At 59.6% G+C, this 16,765-nt stretch carries 19 protein-coding genes; all 19 read right to left on the reverse strand.

All coding sequences use genetic code 11. The features are described 5' to 3' along the window. Window positions 1–6: 6 nt before the first annotated feature. The 19 genes from trxB to INP52_RS07465 all read right to left on the reverse strand — a co-directional run bounded on the left by trxB (window position 7) and on the right by INP52_RS07465 (window position 16,741). Entirely contained in the window at window positions 7–945 is a 939-nt protein-coding gene (gene trxB / locus INP52_RS07380; protein WP_194370452.1) for a thioredoxin-disulfide reductase, read from the reverse strand. A 22-nt stretch (window positions 946–967) separates the two neighbouring features. After that, window positions 968–2,296 carry a glycine/betaine/sarcosine/D-proline family reductase selenoprotein B gene (locus INP52_RS07385; protein WP_194370454.1) on the reverse strand — a complete coding sequence of 443 codons (1,329 nt, stop codon included), beginning with the start codon at window positions 2,294–2,296 and terminating at the stop codon, window positions 968–970. A gap of 34 nt (window positions 2,297–2,330) precedes the next feature. Then, the gene (locus INP52_RS07390; protein ID WP_194370456.1) at window positions 2,331–3,659 is read right to left on the reverse strand and encodes a glycine/sarcosine/betaine reductase component B subunit; all 1,329 of its coding nucleotides are present in this window, start codon (window positions 3,657–3,659) and stop codon (window positions 2,331–2,333) included. A gap of 484 nt (window positions 3,660–4,143) precedes the next feature. After that, the gene (locus INP52_RS07395) at window positions 4,144–4,566 is read right to left on the reverse strand and encodes an OsmC family protein (RefSeq protein WP_194370458.1); all 423 of its coding nucleotides are present in this window, start codon (window positions 4,564–4,566) and stop codon (window positions 4,144–4,146) included. Window positions 4,567–4,813: 247 nt separating this feature from the next. After that, window positions 4,814–5,758 (reverse strand): TDT family transporter, encoded by a 945-nt coding sequence (locus tag INP52_RS07400; protein WP_194370459.1) that lies wholly within the window; start codon window positions 5,756–5,758, stop codon window positions 4,814–4,816. Window positions 5,759–5,775: 17 nt separating this feature from the next. Continuing rightward, complete coding sequence (locus INP52_RS07405; RefSeq protein WP_194370461.1) at window positions 5,776–6,291, reverse strand: C-GCAxxG-C-C family protein; 516 nt, start codon at window positions 6,289–6,291, stop codon at window positions 5,776–5,778. 103 nt (window positions 6,292–6,394) lie between these two features. Then, complete coding sequence (locus INP52_RS07410) at window positions 6,395–7,162, reverse strand: acyl-CoA dehydratase activase (protein WP_194370463.1); 768 nt, start codon at window positions 7,160–7,162, stop codon at window positions 6,395–6,397. A gap of 98 nt (window positions 7,163–7,260) precedes the next feature. After that, window positions 7,261–7,923 carry an ABC transporter permease gene (locus tag INP52_RS07415; RefSeq protein WP_228478298.1) on the reverse strand — a complete coding sequence of 221 codons (663 nt, stop codon included), beginning with the start codon at window positions 7,921–7,923 and terminating at the stop codon, window positions 7,261–7,263. Between the two features lie 105 nt (window positions 7,924–8,028). Further along, complete coding sequence (locus INP52_RS07420; protein ID WP_228478299.1) at window positions 8,029–9,159, reverse strand: ABC transporter substrate-binding protein; 1,131 nt, start codon at window positions 9,157–9,159, stop codon at window positions 8,029–8,031. 64 nt (window positions 9,160–9,223) lie between these two features. Then, the gene (locus INP52_RS07425; RefSeq protein WP_194370469.1) at window positions 9,224–10,006 is read right to left on the reverse strand and encodes an ABC transporter ATP-binding protein; all 783 of its coding nucleotides are present in this window, start codon (window positions 10,004–10,006) and stop codon (window positions 9,224–9,226) included. 24 nt (window positions 10,007–10,030) lie between these two features. Further along, window positions 10,031–11,215, reverse strand: a complete 1,185-nt coding sequence (locus INP52_RS07430) for a double-cubane-cluster-containing anaerobic reductase (RefSeq protein WP_194370471.1) — start codon at window positions 11,213–11,215, stop codon at window positions 10,031–10,033. Between the two features lies 1 nt (window position 11,216). After that, the gene (locus INP52_RS07435) at window positions 11,217–12,533 is read right to left on the reverse strand and encodes a double-cubane-cluster-containing anaerobic reductase (RefSeq protein ID WP_194370473.1); all 1,317 of its coding nucleotides are present in this window, start codon (window positions 12,531–12,533) and stop codon (window positions 11,217–11,219) included. Between the two features lie 53 nt (window positions 12,534–12,586). Next, the gene (locus INP52_RS10160; RefSeq protein WP_408647667.1) at window positions 12,587–12,730 is read right to left on the reverse strand and encodes a PLP-dependent transferase; all 144 of its coding nucleotides are present in this window, start codon (window positions 12,728–12,730) and stop codon (window positions 12,587–12,589) included. Then, window positions 12,678–12,998 carry an ATP-binding cassette domain-containing protein gene (locus INP52_RS10165; RefSeq protein ID WP_408647668.1) on the reverse strand — a complete coding sequence of 107 codons (321 nt, stop codon included), beginning with the start codon at window positions 12,996–12,998 and terminating at the stop codon, window positions 12,678–12,680. The genes INP52_RS10160 and INP52_RS10165 overlap by 53 nt, the downstream gene beginning before the upstream one ends. 144 nt (window positions 12,999–13,142) lie before the next feature. Then, window positions 13,143–13,400 carry a DUF3343 domain-containing protein gene (locus tag INP52_RS07445; protein ID WP_194372909.1) on the reverse strand — a complete coding sequence of 86 codons (258 nt, stop codon included), beginning with the start codon at window positions 13,398–13,400 and terminating at the stop codon, window positions 13,143–13,145. A 7-nt stretch (window positions 13,401–13,407) separates the two neighbouring features. Further along, a complete protein-coding gene (locus INP52_RS07450) occupies window positions 13,408–13,617 on the reverse strand; it encodes a sulfurtransferase TusA family protein (RefSeq protein WP_194370475.1) in 210 nt (69 codons plus the stop codon). A 2-nt stretch (window positions 13,618–13,619) separates the two neighbouring features. Further along, window positions 13,620–14,705: a YedE family putative selenium transporter gene (yedE, locus tag INP52_RS07455; protein WP_194370476.1), complete on the reverse strand. Its 1,086-nt coding sequence runs from the start codon at window positions 14,703–14,705 to the stop codon at window positions 13,620–13,622. Window positions 14,706–14,931: 226 nt separating this feature from the next. Next, window positions 14,932–16,107, reverse strand: coding sequence for an aminotransferase class V-fold PLP-dependent enzyme (locus INP52_RS07460; RefSeq protein ID WP_194370478.1), 1,176 nt, complete (start codon window positions 16,105–16,107; stop codon window positions 14,932–14,934). Window positions 16,108–16,360: 253 nt separating this feature from the next. After that, window positions 16,361–16,741 (reverse strand): Rid family detoxifying hydrolase, encoded by a 381-nt coding sequence (locus INP52_RS07465; RefSeq protein ID WP_194370480.1) that lies wholly within the window; start codon window positions 16,739–16,741, stop codon window positions 16,361–16,363. Window positions 16,742–16,765 lie beyond the last annotated feature (24 nt).

The raw sequence follows: 16,765 nt of genomic DNA on the forward strand, positions 1-16,765 counted from the left end.
GGGTTATTACCGTGAGAGGTACTTCTCGGCCTGCATAGCGGCTATGGCACCGTCGGAGGCCGCCGTGACCACCTGGCGCAGGCTCTTGACGCGCATGTCGCCTGCAGCAAACACGCCGCCGACGTCGGTGTGCATATCGTCATCGGTGATGACGTAGGCACGCTCGTCCGTCTTCACCTTGCCGTCCAGAAGGGTCGTGGACGGGAGCAGTCCGATAAAGCCGAACAAACCAAAGAGACCGTCATCTTCGTCCGCCTCGATCCGGCGCAGCTCGCCGGTCTTGGTATCGCGAACGACCATCCACTGGAGGATCTCGTCGCCGCCGACCTCGTCCACCACGGAGTTCCACATGAAGTGGAGGTTCTTGACCTTGAAGGCCTTCTCCTGGATGGACTTGGCGGCGCGCAGCTCGTCGCGCCGGTGGATGACGGTGACCTCGCGAGCGAACTTGGTGAGATACATGGCCTCTTCGACGGCAGCGTCGCCGCCGCCCACCACGTAGACCTCAAGGCCTTCGAAGAAGTTGGCGTCGCAGGTGGCACAAAACGAGATGCCACGACCCACGTACGTCGCCTCGTTCTTGCAGCCGATCGAGCGTGGGTGGGCGCCCGTGGCCAGAATCACGGCCTTTGCCTGGTAGGTAGCCTTGGAGCCCGTGAGCGTCTTAACGTCTCCGTCAAGTTCGACGGAGTTGATGGTGTCGCTGACGCGCTCGCAGCCGAACTTGGCCGCCTGCTGCGTCATGCGGGCGACGAGGGACGGACCGCTCTCGCCCTCCAGCTCCTGACCGGGATAGTTCTCGATGTCGTTCGTGATGGCAATCTGGCCGCCGTCTTGGCTCTTCTCGATGATGAGCGTGTCAAGACGGTTTCGCCCGGAGTACAGGCCAGCAGACAGGCCAGCGGGACCGGCACCCAGAATGATAACGTCGTAAATCTTAGCCACGGAACGCCCCCCTCTTCTTCCTTTATCTGCGTACCTTGAACACGGTCTGCTCGGTCACCGGAGTGGCGAGCGCGTCAAGCGCGACGCCCACGCGGTAGTAACGGAGCTTCCACTGCTCCTCCATCGGAGTGGCAGGGTCACCGAGGGGGTACGGGATGGAGATCGTCGGGACGATCCTGTTAGCGCCCACCGTCGTGGAGACGGGGACGAGGTTGCACATGTGCACGACGGGGTAACCCGCGCGCTCGAACACCTTCACCATCGTTGCGCCGCAACGAGTGCAGGTGCCTCAAGTGCTGCCGACTATGATGGCGTCGACACCATCCTCCTTGAGATACGGAATCATCTCGGTGGCCATGCGTGCGGCCTCGGCTTCGGTGGTTCCCGTGCCCACGGTGGAGTAGAAGTACGGATGGAGCTTGCCGATCTTGCCCTCGCGCTCGTAGGCGCGCATGGCGTCGAGCGGCACGACGCGGTTGGGATCGTCGTCGGCGGCGGCAGGGTCGTAGCCGGCGTGGATGGTCTTAAAGCCGTTCGCGGCACGGTTGGGCAGCTTGTCCAGACCGGTCATGTCGTAGCGGCCCCAGCGGGTGGCGGAGGCGGACTGGATGCGGTCAGGGTTGTCCACGGGGACGATGCCGCCTGAGGTAACGAGCGCGATGTTGGCCTTGGAGAGGTCAGCCACGGGCTCGGCGATGGGCACGATGTCCTTCTTGGGGATGACGAGCTCAGTCTGGTACGGCTGCTTGTTCATCTTCTTGATGAGCATCTGAACGCCGCGATAGGCAGCGGTGTTCTCGCGCGTGTTCTCTAGGAAGGCCTGGTGGCGACAGCCGCGGACGAAGTAACCCTCAGCCTCGGCGCCACCGGTGGGCTCGCCGGCGAGAACTTTGTTCACGTAGCCAATCATGATCTTGACGTCCTTGCGCATCTTCACGGCGCCGTTGCCGCCCTTGAAGATGATGACGTCCTTCTTGAACATGTCGACGCCGGGGTTCTCCTCGTTCATGGAGGTGACCACCGGCACGCCGAGCTGCTCGTGAACGGCCTTGCAGATGTTTCCGCAGGCCACACCGTAGCGGCCGGCTTGGAACGCAGGCCCGGCGATGAAGAAGTCGCAGGGCTTGCCCTCGAGCATCTTCATAATGCGGCTCACGGCCTCCTCGGTGTTGGAGCCCATGAAGTTGTCGCCGCAGACGACCGTATAGGTGACCTCGGCGTCCTTGAGTGCAGCGTTGATGGCCATGGAGGGGCCTACGACGCCCTCGACGATATAGGGCTCGGTGTCGGCCTTGTCCTCGCCGCCCACGCCGCCGAAGAACTGGTTGAGATAGCAGATAACACTCTTCATATTGATTCTTACCTCCTTCGCTAGCTCGGCTTGTTTAGACCTCAAGCATCGTCTTGACGGAATAGCCTGCGATGTGATCGCCGCAGAACCAGTTGTTGTCCTCCATGATGATGGAGCCGTCGTCGCGTCCGGACTTGCCCAGCTTCTCGTCATAGCCCCAGGAGCCGGACATGCCGTCGCGGTTCATGGCCTCCAGGTTGCCGATGACGGTCTTGCAGGCCGGAAGCTCGCAGAGCTCGGAGACATTGCCCGTGGAGACGAGCGCGGTCATCTTCTCGTCCAGGGTGACCAGCGGCTGGCTCATCCCGTCGCGGCCGGTGCACTCGTTGGAGATGCCCACGACGGGGATGCCGGCATCCTCCAGGATGACCTGGCAACGCACGTAGTCGGCGTCGGGGTTGCCGTAGCCCTCCTCGGTCACGATGGCATAGTCGACGCCCAGGTTCAGCGCGATGTTGCGCACCATAATGGCCGAGCGCTCCTTCTGGTCCAGCGCCACGTTGAGGTTGGACAGAATGACGCCCACGAAGTTGAGGGTCTTGCCGTCCTCGGCGAAGAGCTCCTTGATGGTGGGGAAGTTCTGCATCTCATAGGTGGCCCACTTGGAGGAAGAGGGCATGAACGAGCCGGAGATCAGGCAGCCGTCGAGAATCTCGGTGGGGCTGACGAAGGTCGGCACGAAGTGGTTCATGTCCCAACCGTAGATGAGGTCGTTGTAGCCCATGGCCTCCATCTGGGACTGAGGCTGCAGCACGATGGCCACGTTGGGCAGGGCGTTGCGCTCTGCCGAGCGCTTGAGGACCGGGTCGAACACGTAGGTCTCGGTGTCCTCGACCTCGACGTCGGTGGCAATCTTGCCCACGTACTCGGCTAGGCGGTGAGCCGCCCAGCGCATGGCGTGGTTGCACTTCTGCTGCTCGTGATACTCGAATTCCTCGTCCGTCTCGCCGACGAGGCAGATGTTGATGAGCTGGGACCAGTAGGTGAACTTGGCACCCTCCCCGCCCATGTCGATGACGCCGTCACCAAACGAGCCATAGGTGCCACCCACGGAGGTGATGCAGCAGCCCTTGAAGGCCTTGAGCTCACCGTCTCCCGCGGGGACGAGCTCGTCGGTGACGCCGGGGAACAGGCAACGCCCGTCCGTGCGCACGCGCGGCTCGACGATCTCGATAACCGGGACGATGCGCGTGTCATCACCCGGATGGGCGATGACGATGTCTAGTGAGGTGATGTGGTCGTCCTCGCCCATCAGATAGTCGATGGCGGCTTGCTTGTCGATAGTCAGCACGCCGCCGGCAAAGCCGTTAGCCTCGCCGAGCACAACATCCTTGACATAGATGTTTCCAATAGAAAGCTTCATACGATGGCACTCCTCTCTTTGTTAAGAACTGGCGCTTCCGATTGCACTCCCTTCTCCTCGAGACGTACGTTCTATGCGGGGTTGCGAGCCCCAAGCCTCCGGTACCGGGCGGCTTCCCAATGGACCATGGCATGTGGTCTCCCGCACGCGCGCGATTGCCGAAGACCGTGGCCACACCCTTGACAGCCAGCAACCTCCGTACGCGTCTCCCCGCGACAGCTCGAGTCGACATCGCTCATGGCAGTTCCCTGTTGACCCTTCGGCCAACAGTTTTTCTAACCGCGATTATTGTTTGTTTTCTAACCGTGATTAGTCAAGCCAGAACCGCTTTATTCACCAATGAATTTGGCAGACGGTAGAAACGCATGGACGAATGGCGACAGATTCTCGGGAGGTATTTCCACAGAAAGGCCCCGAGCAGACGAGGTCTGCTCGGGGCCAGCGGAGCCAAACTGTTATGCCAGATGATACGCGGCCGGAAAGTCTAGTCCTTGACCGCGGTGCTGCGCACGAGCTTGACGCCTTTTTCGGGCGTCAGTGCCACGGGACAGAGCTTAGCGACACGCTCGGCGAGCTCGTCGACACGCTCCTGTGGCTCATCGGTCATGAAGTGCAAGGCATAGCGAATCTCCTTCATGCCGGGCCGAACGTCCGGGTCGAAGTCGCCCTCTATCTCGATGTGACACTCCTCATAGGCAAATCCCATCTCACGAGCAATGCCGACCGCGCCTATCACCTGGCAGCCGCCAAGCGCGCTCAGGAGTGCCTCAACGGGGTTCATGCCCTCGTTGTCGCCGTCCGACTCCTTAGGCTCGTCCATGATCATGCGAAGCCCGCGCGCGTTGGCCTCGACCTTGTCCTTGCCCTCGACGCACTTACGGACGCTCACCTTGAATGTTGCCGCCATTGCCACCACGTTCCCCTCTCTTGTTGATGTAACGTATCATCAGCACCTTCGGGATGTGCGAAACCCCAGGATTTTGAATCCGAACGAGGGTGTCTCAGAGCAACTTTGGACTTGTCAATAGATTTTCGAATACCTCCCGAGTAGCGGCCGCTTCATTACTGAAGAAATTGCAGTTAGACGCTTTGCTGATTTTGCTGCTATTCGGGCTGTCCTCCAAAAACTACTGACAAGTCTCCAAACGACTCGATTAGGCCCGATTTGTCACCGGATTGGAGGTCTCCTCGGATGCGCGGACGAACATCACGTAGCGCACGAGCACGTAAATCACCAGTGCGGCCGCGATTACGGTCTCCACGAGGACCACCGGGGCAAGCCAGGCCTGCGGCGAGCCCAAGTTGGCCAGGCAGGCCATGGTCTGCTTGGAGGCGATGGCGCTGATGACGAACGGGAAGGTGAGCGACGCCCAGCTGGGGAAGAACTTCCCCCTCAAGACGCCAACCGCCTGCGCCAGAGCAAACACGTACAGGACGCTCGCCACCGCGTAGAGGACTAGGAGCAGCCCAATCGACTTGGGCGTGACGCTCTGCACGTAGGCGGCGACGCAGAGACTGGTCGGAGCCGCGTAGATGCAGATGAGAGGTACTGCGGGCGCGGGAACCTCGGGCTTCTTGACGTAGCGCACCGTGACGAGGACCAGAAGGATCACGAGCGTGATCAGGCCGAACCAGAACGAGAGGGCGCCAACCCCCTCCTGCCCGAAGGCCGGAGCAGAGACACCTGCCACGGCGATGCCCACATACACGATGTAGTAGCTCGCAAACACCTTCGAGAGGTCGAGCTTGAGGATGAACTTAATCGTGAAGTACACGATGAGCGCCAGGTGGATCGCAATGGCAATGAACCACAGCACCTGGGCCGCAGCTCCCAGCACGGACTTGAGGTAGGCGGCGAGGAGCATGAGCGCCATGGGAAACGTCGCCGCCACGCTCGCCATGATCGGGCTCTTGAGATCGTCGGCGAGCGTCTTGGGATAAGCCAAGCACTTGATGAGGAAGAGCACGAGCAGAAGGCCCGCTATCACGCCGCACGCCGCCCGCATCCCCTCGGAGTAGCTCTGTAGCAGGTTCCCGAGGGCGGCCAGCCCCAGGGCCACGCCGCAGACGGGAAGGGGAATCTTCTTGATGAGGTTCATTCGCTGTCCTTATCTGTCTAGGCGCTCTGGAGCTGAAGGGTCGGGTCTTCGGCGCCGTTAACGACCGTGAGGCCGAGCTCGCGCGCCACGATCTGACCGACCTTCCAGGCAGCGAGCCCCGTGAAACGAATGCACTGCTCCTTGTGCTCGCCCTTACCCATGTCGAACTCACGGGTGAGGATCCGGCAGCATACGGCGTTCTTGCCGGTAGCCTTCCGGAACCAGTCGTGGAGCTCGTTGGTGAGCCGCATGACCTTGACCGACTGCGGGTCCTTGGGCCCCTTGGGCTCGTCGCGCCCGAAGAGCAGGCCGAGCACCATGACCCCTCCGTTGAGGGCACCGCACAGGCAGCCGGAATGGCCCACGCCCACGGCCATGCCGGAGGTCATGCGCACGATCTCCGGGGAAACGTCAAGCTCAAGGTCCTTGACGACGGCGCTCATGAGCGCCTCGCAGCAGTAGAAGCCACCGCGAAAGTTGTCCTCCGCGTCCTTCTGAAGCTTGGTCAGATCGACCTCTTGCGTAACGTGCATAGCCTTCTCCTGTCTTTTCGGGTCGCGACTGCTTGGGTGTCGCGACGCTCCTATCGCCTCTGTCGCAACCCCTCGACGCGACAAAAGACACCTCGTTCATGCGCTAGGGCAGCTCGAGCGCGGTGAGCGCCGCCCCGAGAGCCCCAGCGTATCGTGCCTCGGGGCACGTCGTCACCGGAGAGCCAAGGGCGGCACCCAGGCGCTCCACCACGTAGTCGTTCTCGCAGAGGCCACCCGTGAGATAGTACGGAGCCTTGCCGCCCGTCGACCCGGCGAGCGTGGCCACGCGAGAGATCACGCTCTCGATCACGCCGTTGGCTATGTTGGGCCGCGGCTCGCCACGACCCACGAGGCTGATGACCTCGCTCTCGGCGAACACGGTGCACATGCTGGAGATTTTCGTGAGCTCACCTGAGCGCGCAAGGTCGGCGAGCTCGTCGTGCGAGACGCCCAAGCGGTCGGCCATGACCTCCAGGAAGCGCCCCGTACCGGCAGCGCACTTGTCGTTCATGGCAAACTTGATGACGCGCCCGGCCTTGAGGCGGATGACCTTGGTATCCTGGCCGCCCACGTCGATGACGGTGCCGTCCGGGCCAAAGAGCCGCACGGCGCCGCGCCCGTGGCAGGTGATCTCAGTCACGACCTTGTCGGCGAACGGCACGGCTACACGACCGTAGCCGGTGGCCACCACGCGCGTGTCCTCACCGAGCTCGATGCCCTTACTGGCAAGACCGGCGCGCGCCCGCTCGGCGGCGTCGACGCTCGAGAAGCCCGTGGGCATGAGGAGCTGCTGCCTGATCGCACCGCCCTCCCCCGCCACCACGACCTTCGTCGCCGTGGACCCGATGTCAATGCCTATGCCTACTGCCATGACCAATTCACCTTTAGTAACTTCGCTTCTGCATTTTCGAGTAATTACGTTGTGCAAATCCTTCTATATGTTCTTACTTGAGACTCTTTAATGCCATCCTATATGGTCCAACGCAGCAAATGCGTCTTGATATTTTCAAAAATTTGCATAATAATTACAAGTATGAATGCCATAAAAATCACGCCGGCCCATGTATTGGCATAAATGCCAAACTCGGCGTACTTCTTAACAAAGAAACCCATGCCCTGCTGAGCACCATACATCTCAGCAAATACAAGCATGACAAATGAGCTACGAAGCGAATTGACAAACCCAGCTATGATCGATGGGCTTGCTGCTGGCAGAATAACCCGAAAAACCAGCTTTATTCCTGTAAGATTGAGCGTCTTCGCCTTATCAAGATAACGTTTATCAATTGTCATAATACCTGTTATAGTGGCGAACAGTGTTGACCAAATCGTCCCATACACGATCAAAAAAATTGAGGCAACCGTAAAGCTGGGCGAGAGGAGCAAGGCAAACGGTGAAAGCAAGATAGCAGGAATTACGCTAAAGATATAGATAATTGGATGAAGAGCATCCCGAAGTCTCTTATTGAGCCCAAGCAGTGTCCCAATCGCAAGAGCAATGAGAAGCGATATGGCAATAGCGGGAATAATCAGACTGAATGAGAAGAACATGTTACTAATCATGAGCTGCCAGTTTTGCGCAAATGCCGCCCCTATTGCCTCGACTTTTGGGAAAAGGAACGAGTTAGCCACGCCAGTCTCAGTAGTCACCACATAGATGGTCACTAATGCGGCGATTACGACTACAGTTATCCAATACTTTTTTATAAATTTTATCATAATAATTCTATGTATCTCTTAGACACAGCAGCTAGATGCTGGCTGCGTAGTCTGAGTATCTATATTTTGCTCCGTATAGAAGGACTCCATCTTAGTAAAGAAGTCGGCGTAATCATCACCATAGGATTGCTTCGCCTCGTCGAGAGCCGACCTGTAGAGCTCAGTGTTGATATGGTCATTAATGTCCATCTGCTTGGCTTTCTCGTCCAGAAAGTCTGTCTCATCAAGAATATCCCAAGCACGATTGACTGACGCCCTAAGGGGGTCAACATTTACCTGATAATGGTCATCAAGCATGAAGGCAGAGACGTAATCATCATCAGTACCAGTTGCTTCAGCATGCAGAGAAACGGCTTCTTCTTTGTTGGCCTCATAGTAGGCTTGAGCACGTAGTAAAACGACCAGGAGTTTCTGGGCAGTCTCTTTGTTTTCTTCAAGCCAAGAGCCTTGGCATTCCATGCGACAACAGGAGTAATCGGCCATGATGTCACTTTGATAGCACATAATGTCGACATCTTGGGAATTTTTCACCGCCTGTACTTGTCCAGTACCCATGAGTGCATAGTCAGCATCGCCCCGCACCACAGCAGCCATGGCCTCGGTATAGTCAGTGTATGTTTGCCAGTCCACAGCCGTCAGTGGATCGTCATAGCCTAAGTCCATCACCGCTCCGGTTAGGGCAAAATAGCTGGGATTTGCGGCTACTTTCTTGCCGATAAAGTCCTGGACCCCATTCCATGTTGTTCCTTTCTTGGCAATGATGGGCATGCATCCCGTGAGCATATGGCCACCAAAGATAGTGAAGTCCTGCCCAGCTGCAATTTGCTGTAGGGGAGCAGCTGTTCCCGCATTGGAGACAACATCGGTCTTCCCTGTTGAGAGCATGGTAAGGGCATCTGAGTTGGCATTGGCCTGTACCATATTTATCTTTATGCCTGCCTCATCAAAGTAACCCTTGGCGTTAGCGATAGTGAGCAAGACATTGCCACTCGTGCCCGCGTTCCAGTTCACAGTTGCGATCCTGTCTGATGAAGAACCGCCATCAGAAGTGGTTCCAAAATCTGATGCTGCCTGTGAACTACAACCCACCAGGGGTAACGCCGTCATAGAACCAAGGGCGACCTTTACGAAATTCCTTCTGGTAAGCATACAGAGCCCTTCTTTTTGTGGGATCACATTTTGCACACTCGTGAACAGCCAGCTAGACAGCCCCCTATTCCATCCGCTCGGAAACGTTGTCGTTAATCTTCTCAAGCAGTTCATTGCGCAGGTCCAGAAACCGTTCATTCCTGAAGAGAGTTTGACGCGTAGGTCGATTCGCCTCGTCAATGTGAGTGTCATAGATCACGCTACTGGGCGTTTGTCCAAGCACGACGATGCGCGTACCCAGAAGCAGTGCCTCGTCGACGTCATGTGTCACAAAGAAGACGGTTTTTCGCTCCCCGGATCCCCCCCACAGCCTGCGAACGAGATCCTGAAGTTTTGCACGTGTGATAGAGTCCAACGCGCCAAACGGTTCATCCATAAGTAATACGGGAGGATCAATGGCTAGCGCCTGAGCAATGGCGCATCGCTGCTGCATACCACCGGAGAGCTCCTTGGGTAGTTTGTTAAGTACATCCGGAGTCAGTCCCACATGTAACAGCATCTCGGTAGCACGTATCTTTAACGCAGTTCGGGACATTTCTGGAGAGCTCTGTTCAAGAGCAAGAGTGATATTCTTGCCTGTGCTCATCCAAGGATAGAGTCCATAATCCTGGAAGACCACTCCACGATCGAGTCCAGCCCCCATAACGGGACTTCCATCAAGCATTATCGATCCAACCGTTGGCTGCTCAAGACCAGCAATAAGACGTAGCAATGTAGACTTGCCACAGCCTGAGTGGCCTAAGATGCAGACGAACTCCCCGGGGTCGACATCTAGGTCAATGCCACTCAGCACGCACTTACTACCCGCGTATGAAAAATCGAGGCCTTTGATGTCCACTCTCTTCATGATGAATATAATCCCTTCGCGCCGCTACAGCGTCTCGATGAACGCGGCGATGCGCGTGTCGATCTGGCCCTGGTCACCGGAGCTGTAGTCGGTCTCAATCTTCATGTACGGGACGCCCTTCCCCTCGACGGCGCGCTCCATCTTGGAGGACTCCACGTTGAAGGGGTGGCAGGCCTGGAGCACGCTCTCTATGACGCCGTCGACGTGGTACTTCTCGATCATGCCAAGCGTGTTCTCGAAGCGTCCCTCGTTGGGCGTCATAACCGCGCAGTTGATCTCCAGGTAGCGGTCGGCGATGGCGCGCAGGATGTCGTCGGCATCCTCGTCGACCATCATGCGGGCGGTACGCTCGCCGGCGCAGTCATCCTGGCAAACGATCACGCCGCCATTAGTCTCCACGGTGCGGCCGATCTTGTTGATGACGCCGCCGACCGGACAGCCCGTGATCAGGACGCGCTTGGCCGTGGGGTCGACCTTAGAACCGTTCTTGACGGCCTCGGCCCTGCGTTCCTCGTAGAGCTTCTCGAGGCTTTCCGTGTAGGCGGCCACGTCAAAGTTGAACGTGCCCGCGAACATCGTGCTCATGAGCTCCACGCCGCTGATCACAGGCGGCTGCTGCTCCTGCAGGCTGAAGAGGGCGAGCTGGGCGCGGCGCAGGCGGTTGCGCTGACGCGCGGCGACACGCAGGTCGTCGTCGGTAATGGTGATGCCGTAGATCTCTTCGAGGTGCTCCTTGAGCAGCCTGCACTCTTCGTACCAGCCCTCGCGCTCGTAGGTGCGGGCGCGGCTCTGGGGCAGGTGCAGAACGTGGGTAGGCTTGAGCTCGTTCAGGAGCTCGTACATCTTCTTCTTGCCGTCGCAGGTGGTCTCGCCCACGATGAGATCCGAGAAGTAGGTGAACGGGCACTTCTGCGAGTAGGCGAAACCGTAGGTAGACTTGATGAGCGGGCAGAGGTTGGCCGGCAGGACCTCCTCGGCCGCGGGAATCACCTCGTCGGACGTGCCGCACAGGCCGACCGCGCTCACGCCGGCCGCCTCAATGATCTCGAGCGGCGTATAGCTGCAGAGGTAGCCTATAAGTCGGCCGCCACCCTGCTTGAAGTCCTTCACCTTGATGAAGCTTGCCTTGCGCTGCTCGTTGAACTCCTCGAAGGTGCGAGGAAGCGGCGGAAGAGCTGTAGTCCTAGGTCGGGTCAGGGCCTCAGGCATGTTAGATCGTCTCCAGGAACGCCTCGACGCGCGTGGTGAGCTGACCCGCGTCCTCGTTGGCGTAGTCCGTGGTGACGTGCATGAAGGGGATGCCGGCCTCCTCGGCCGCCTTCTCCACCGTGAACGCCTCCGTCTCGTAAAGGGTGCAGAACTGCAGGGAGCAGTCGATGATGCCATCGGCGTGAAGGTCGCGCGCCATGTTCACGATGTCCGCCATGCGCTGGTCGTTTGGGGTGAACACGGCGCAGGAGATCTTGAAGTAGCGTTCGGCGATGGCGTCGAGCATCTGGTCGACCGTGGTGCCGGACTCGTCGACGAGGTCCCTGTAGTAGCGCGAGCCGGTGCAGGACTCCTCGCCCACCACGATGCCGCCGGCCTTCTCGATGATGTTGAAGAACTTCCAGTTGGGAACGGCCATGGGCGTGCCCGTGTAGAGGATGCGCTTGGTGCCCTTGGGCACGACGCCCTCGCCTACGGCAACGCGTGCCTCGCACTCGGCGGCCATGTCGTTGACGGCGCCGGTGAGGCGTACGGGGTCATCCATGAGGGCAGCCTGTACCGTGAGCAAGCTGTCAAGGCCCGAGATGGGCGCGGGGTCGGCGGCACGCGTTGCCGAGAGGCGCTGGAGGGCGCGGCGCTTGTCGTTGGCGATGCGGATGGCCTCGGCCAGGGACTCGGCCGTGATGGGCTGGCCGCAGAACTCCTCAATCTTATGGGCAAGCTTCTTCACCTCGCCCTTCCAGACCTCGACCGTCGCGTCGTTGTGAACGTTGGGGATGTCCACGATGTACATGTTGGCGAGCGTGGAGAAGTACTCGTAGGCCTTCTTCTTGCCATCGCAGGTATTCTCGCCCACCACGAGGTCGCTCGACTCGATGTAGGGGCAGACGTGCCCGAGCTTGAAGCCCGTGAAGCTCTTGATGAGGGGGCAGGTGTTGCGCGGCAGGTGCTCCTCGACCTTGTCGGTGGCCCAGTCCGCGCCGGAGCACAGGCTCACGGCAATGCCGCCCGCAGCCGTCACGACCTCCTCGGGCACGTAGAGACAGAACGACCCCACGATCTTGGTCGCCTCTCCGCTCTCCTTCTTGTCCAGCATCTCCCTGATGCGCCCCGAGTGGATGTTCGAGGCAACGAAGTCCAGGTAGGACGTGGCCTTGGGACGGTTACTCTGCGTGAGGAACATGTCACCGTACATCTGCCCCACGGCACCCAGGAGCATGTCGTGATCCTCCACGTTCATGCCGAGCGACTTCCACATGGGATGGTAGTCGTACTCCTGCGCCGGCTGCTGCTCGTTCTCCACCAGTGTCTCTGCCATGGTTCTCTCCTGTCTTCTGGTCCGGTGCCACCCCTCAGGCACCGGACGCTTACCTACTTTTTAGTCAAAGCAGAAAATGCCTGATCAAAATCAGCGATGATGTCCTTAACGTCCTCGAGACCCACCGAGAGTCGAATGAGTCCGTCAGTGATTCCCATCTCTTCGCGCACGGATTCGGGTACACCATGATGAGTCATACCAGCGGGAACCTCGATAAGGCTCGCCGGGTCTCCCAAGCTCACGGCAGCTGGTCCCGCATATGGACTCTCCCCCGACGGAAAGCGATCCAATGGTCGGGTCCTCAAGTCCCGCAAGCAGACGTAGAAGCGTGCTCTTGCCACAACCCGACTGCCCCAGAAGACAGACGAAGTCTCCTTGGTCAACCTCCATGCACACATCACGAAGAACCAGCTTTTCCGAGCCTGGGTAAGAAAATGAAACGTGGTCTATGCTTACATAACTCATGAACACTCCTTGTAAAAACCCAGGCGTCGACAATTGGTGTCGAACTAAACACGCACGATTTGCCCAAGAGAAATTAAAATAGCAACTGTTGTTAGAGGTAGAACCCTAAACAGACTGAACTTATACAGAGTGCACTCCTATCTTTTAGCTGCCACCCTTCCGGTAGATCTCTTCGTACGTCACTGCCGCTCCTTCGCCAACCGTACGGGCCACGAGCTCTATCCCCTCGGGCCAGTCCTCGCCTTCATCGAGCGGTGAGGCCTCGAAGAAGGCGCAGGTGCCGCAGCTGCTCGAGAGCGAACGGGGAACCGGGGCAAGCTCGCACGCCACACCCCGATCCCGACAGAAGCGGCGAAACCGCAGCGCCCCAAAGTGCGAATAGAAGGTGGCAACGTTGCGCATCACGCCTCTAGGCCTTCGTGACGTCGAGGGTCCACTCGCCGTCGGACTCGCTCATGCTCACCTGATAGCCCTGGTGCTCCGCATAGCGGGTGACGTTCTCACGCGGGGCGGGCGCGTCGACCACCATGCGGCAGAAATCGGGCTTCTTCTCCAAAGCACGGCTCATCATCACGACCGGCTCGGGACACGAGAGCCCGCGCGCATCAAGCGTTTCCATGTCTACTTCTCCTTTCCGAAGGTGTTGGCACACGCGATGCCAATGACCACCACAAGTCCGAGAACCACGGCAATCTGTCCCGCCATCGTGGTGCCGTCGGCACTCGAGGCAAGACCGAAGTTATGGCAGAAGGCCGCGCCCACGGCGAGGCCCAGGATCGCGATGGCCGAGTCGCCGTTGCCCTCACCGGAGAGCACAAGCTGGCGCAGCGGGCAGCCACCCAGAAGCACGCAGGCAAAGCCCACGAGGAACATGCCCAGAAAGTTCCACAGGCCGTCGGCGTGAGCGATGGGCTGGCCCTCAAAGCCAAGGTTGAAGTACGAGGTGCCGGTGGCAGCGGTGAGCACGAGGTTGCCCACAAGAGCCGCGACGAAGATGGCGATGAAGCCCATGAGGAGCTTGTTCTCACGGAACAGGATCATGTCGCGGATGCCCCCCACCATGCATAGGCGCGTGCGCTGGGCGATGGCACCTACGATAAGGCCCGCGATAAGGCTAATGGCAATCGCAGCGTGCTTGGCGCCGGGACCGGCACCGGCCTCGGTGAAGAAGATGAACGCGGGACCCGCTATGACGAGCACGAGCAGAATCACCTGGATGATGGGCCAGATAACGCCCTCGAGCTTGCTCGCGCGATACGTGCGACCAAGCGAGTATCCCTTGTTGAGGAAGAAGGTGCCCGCAGCGATTCCCGCCGTGAAGCCCACGAGGCCCACCAAGGCGTTGAGATCACCGCCGGCAAGGCGCAGAATCATGCGAAACGGACAGCCCAGGAACATGAGGCAGCCCACCATGACGCAGAAGCCGAGCACGAAACGAGTAATGGGGGCCGAGCCACCACGCGCGGTGAACTCGCCCTTGCCCACGGCGAGAAGAAAGCTCCCAAGTACCAGCCCAAAGATCTCGGGTCTGATGTACTGTACGGCTGCGGCCCTATGAAGCCCCAGGCCGCCCACGGTGTCCCTGATGAAGCACGCGACGCAAAAGCCCATGTTGGCGGGGTTGCCAAAGAAGACCAGCATGACGGCTATGACGCCGATGACAAGCCCTCCCCCAATGATCGTAGCCCGTTCCTTCGTGAGGTTCATCGCATGCTTCCCTTCGCTTCCCAATGACCTGTCATGACCGTTCCGCAGACAAACGAAAAAGAGCAAAGTATTCGCTCGAAGAGCCGTGGAAGGTGTGTGATCGTGCTCTGCAAACCCGATTCGACAAGGAGCCGCACGCATTGCCCGACCACCGTCAGGCAACGAGGGCGTAGGCAGGATTGCCACCTACGCGACCGACGGCCAAGACACGCTTGGCCGATGCGTCCTAATCGATTGGATGGTTTAGTTGGGAGCAGATTTTTCGAAGCGCGGTCAGAACCGCGTCGACATCAGCCTCGGTACCTGCGAAGCCGAACGAGAAGCGAATAGTCCCCACGGGGAAGGTGCCCAACGTTTTGTGGGCACTCGGGGCGCAATGCAGGCCCACGCGCGTCTGGATGCCAAAGTCGACGTCAAGGCGGCGGGCGACCTCGGCCTCGTCGAGAAGAGGCGTGCACACGGAGACGACGCCCGTGCGATTGGTTGTGTCGCGCCTTCCCACGATGCGTACGAGCCCGTCTTCCTCGAGCGGGAAGAGCCCGTCGAGGAAACGCTGCGTCAGCGCGAGCTCGTGAGCGCGGATGGCGTTTATCCCCTGCTCGCGCAGCCACAGGAGACTCGCGCGCAGGCCCATGATCCCAGGCAGGTTGAGGGTGCCCGCCTCGAAGCGGTCAGGCATGAAGCAAGGGGTCTCCTCAGAGTCGCTCACCGATCCGGTGCCTCCCACCACGAGGGGCTCGAGCGTGGCGGCGAGCTCGGGAGAGAGCACGACACCGCCTATCCCCTGAGGACCCAAGAGTCCCTTATGACCCGTGAAGCAAAGGGCGTCAGCATGAAGCTCGTCCATGCGCGTGGGCACGAAGCCCGCCGTCTGAGCGGAGTCCACCATAAAGGCAATGTGGCGCTCCTGGCACAGGGCCCCCACCTCGGCGAGCGGGAGCATGGTTCCGCAGACGTTGCTTGCGTGGGTCATTACGACTATGCGCGTGGCGGGCGTGAGAGCTTGGACTACGTCAACAGGGTCCAGACTGCCATCGGCCGCGCAGGCGATGCGCGTAAAAGTGACGCCCCTCTGCGCTAGTTGCGTGAGCGGGCGCATGACGGCATTGTGTTCCATCGAGGAGACCACGACGTGGTCTCCCGGCGTGAGAAGCCCCTTGAGCACGAGGTTGAGGGACTCGGTAATGCAGCGCGTGAACACAACGTCGCTTGGGTCGGGACCGCCGAGAAGCTCGCAGAGCAGCTCGCGACACTCGAGCACGCCGTCCTCCGCGTCGAAGGCACCACCGTAGCTCCCGCGGTTAACGTTGTAGCCGCCCTCAGTCATAAAGCGCGTCATGGCCTCGACAACACAGGGAGGCTTGGGGAACGTCGTACATGCGTTGTCTGCGTAGATGCCCACGTGCCCCCCTGTCACTTTTAAAATTCCCTCATGTACGAGTAAAGCTCATTCTTGTTTGATAATCGCGATTAGTCAAGAGAAAAACCGTCTGTGGCATACAGAGCAACGTAGGCGGTAGCGCCCACGGCAAACTCGTCCGAGACGGGTCATTCAGGGGTGCCCAAGAGAGCAGAAGCCCCCGAGCTTTCTCGACAAGAGCTCTCTTGCCTAGAGGTCCCGGGGGCTTATCCACGTATCTGGACCAGAGCGATCGCTACAGGTACGCGACGACCTCGATCTCGACCTTGGCGCCCTTGGGCAGCGCGGCGACCTCGAAGGCGGCGCGGGCGGGGTACGGCGCAGAGAAGAACTCGCCGTAGACCTCGTTCATGGCGCCGAAGTCCGCGATGGAGTCCAGGAGGACCGTGGCCTGGGCCACGTTGGCCATCGTGGCACCGGCGGCCGCGAGGACGCTCTTCACGTTCGTGAGGCTCTGACGCGTCTGCGACGTGATGTCGTCGCCGGCGAACTCGCCGGTCGCGGGGTCGATGGGCAGCTGGCCGGACACGTTGATGACGTTGCCGGACTTGATGGCCGCCGAGTAGGGGCCGATGGCCGCAGGAGCGTTGTTGGTGACGATTGCCTCGTTTGCCATGATGGTGTTTCTCCTTCTCCTTTT

The sequence above is a fragment of the Thermophilibacter immobilis genome (assembly GCF_015277515.1).
Classification (GTDB): Bacteria; Actinomycetota; Coriobacteriia; order Coriobacteriales; family Atopobiaceae; genus Thermophilibacter; species Thermophilibacter immobilis.

Excerpts from the sequence above, each read along its gene's own strand:
- INP52_RS10165 (WP_408647668.1), bottom strand. The coding sequence starts at position 12,998 with ATGAGTTATGTAAGCATAGACCACGTTTCATTTTCTTACCCAGGCTCG.
- INP52_RS07395 (WP_194370458.1), bottom strand. The coding sequence starts at position 4,566 with ATGGCGGCAACATTCAAGGTGAGCGTCCGTAAGTGCGTCGAGGGCAAG.
- INP52_RS07465 (WP_194370480.1), bottom strand. The coding sequence starts at position 16,741 with ATGGCAAACGAGGCAATCGTCACCAACAACGCTCCTGCGGCCATCGGC.
- INP52_RS07390 (WP_194370456.1), bottom strand. The coding sequence starts at position 3,659 with ATGAAGCTTTCTATTGGAAACATCTATGTCAAGGATGTTGTGCTCGGC.
- INP52_RS07420 (WP_228478299.1), bottom strand. The coding sequence starts at position 9,159 with ATGCTTACCAGAAGGAATTTCGTAAAGGTCGCCCTTGGTTCTATGACG.
- INP52_RS07435 (WP_194370473.1), bottom strand. The coding sequence starts at position 12,533 with ATGGCAGAGACACTGGTGGAGAACGAGCAGCAGCCGGCGCAGGAGTAC.
- INP52_RS10160 (WP_408647667.1), bottom strand. The coding sequence starts at position 12,730 with ATGACTCATCATGGTGTACCCGAATCCGTGCGCGAAGAGATGGGAATC.
- INP52_RS07405 (WP_194370461.1), bottom strand. The coding sequence starts at position 6,291 with ATGCACGTTACGCAAGAGGTCGATCTGACCAAGCTTCAGAAGGACGCG.
- INP52_RS07425 (WP_194370469.1), bottom strand. The coding sequence starts at position 10,006 with ATGAAGAGAGTGGACATCAAAGGCCTCGATTTTTCATACGCGGGTAGT.
- INP52_RS07400 (WP_194370459.1), bottom strand. The coding sequence starts at position 5,758 with ATGAACCTCATCAAGAAGATTCCCCTTCCCGTCTGCGGCGTGGCCCTG.
- INP52_RS07430 (WP_194370471.1), bottom strand. The coding sequence starts at position 11,215 with ATGCCTGAGGCCCTGACCCGACCTAGGACTACAGCTCTTCCGCCGCTT.
- INP52_RS07445 (WP_194372909.1), bottom strand. The coding sequence starts at position 13,400 with ATGCGCAACGTTGCCACCTTCTATTCGCACTTTGGGGCGCTGCGGTTT.
- INP52_RS07450 (WP_194370475.1), bottom strand. The coding sequence starts at position 13,617 with ATGGAAACGCTTGATGCGCGCGGGCTCTCGTGTCCCGAGCCGGTCGTG.
- yedE (WP_194370476.1), bottom strand. The coding sequence starts at position 14,705 with ATGAACCTCACGAAGGAACGGGCTACGATCATTGGGGGAGGGCTTGTC.
- INP52_RS07410 (WP_194370463.1), bottom strand. The coding sequence starts at position 7,162 with ATGGCAGTAGGCATAGGCATTGACATCGGGTCCACGGCGACGAAGGTC.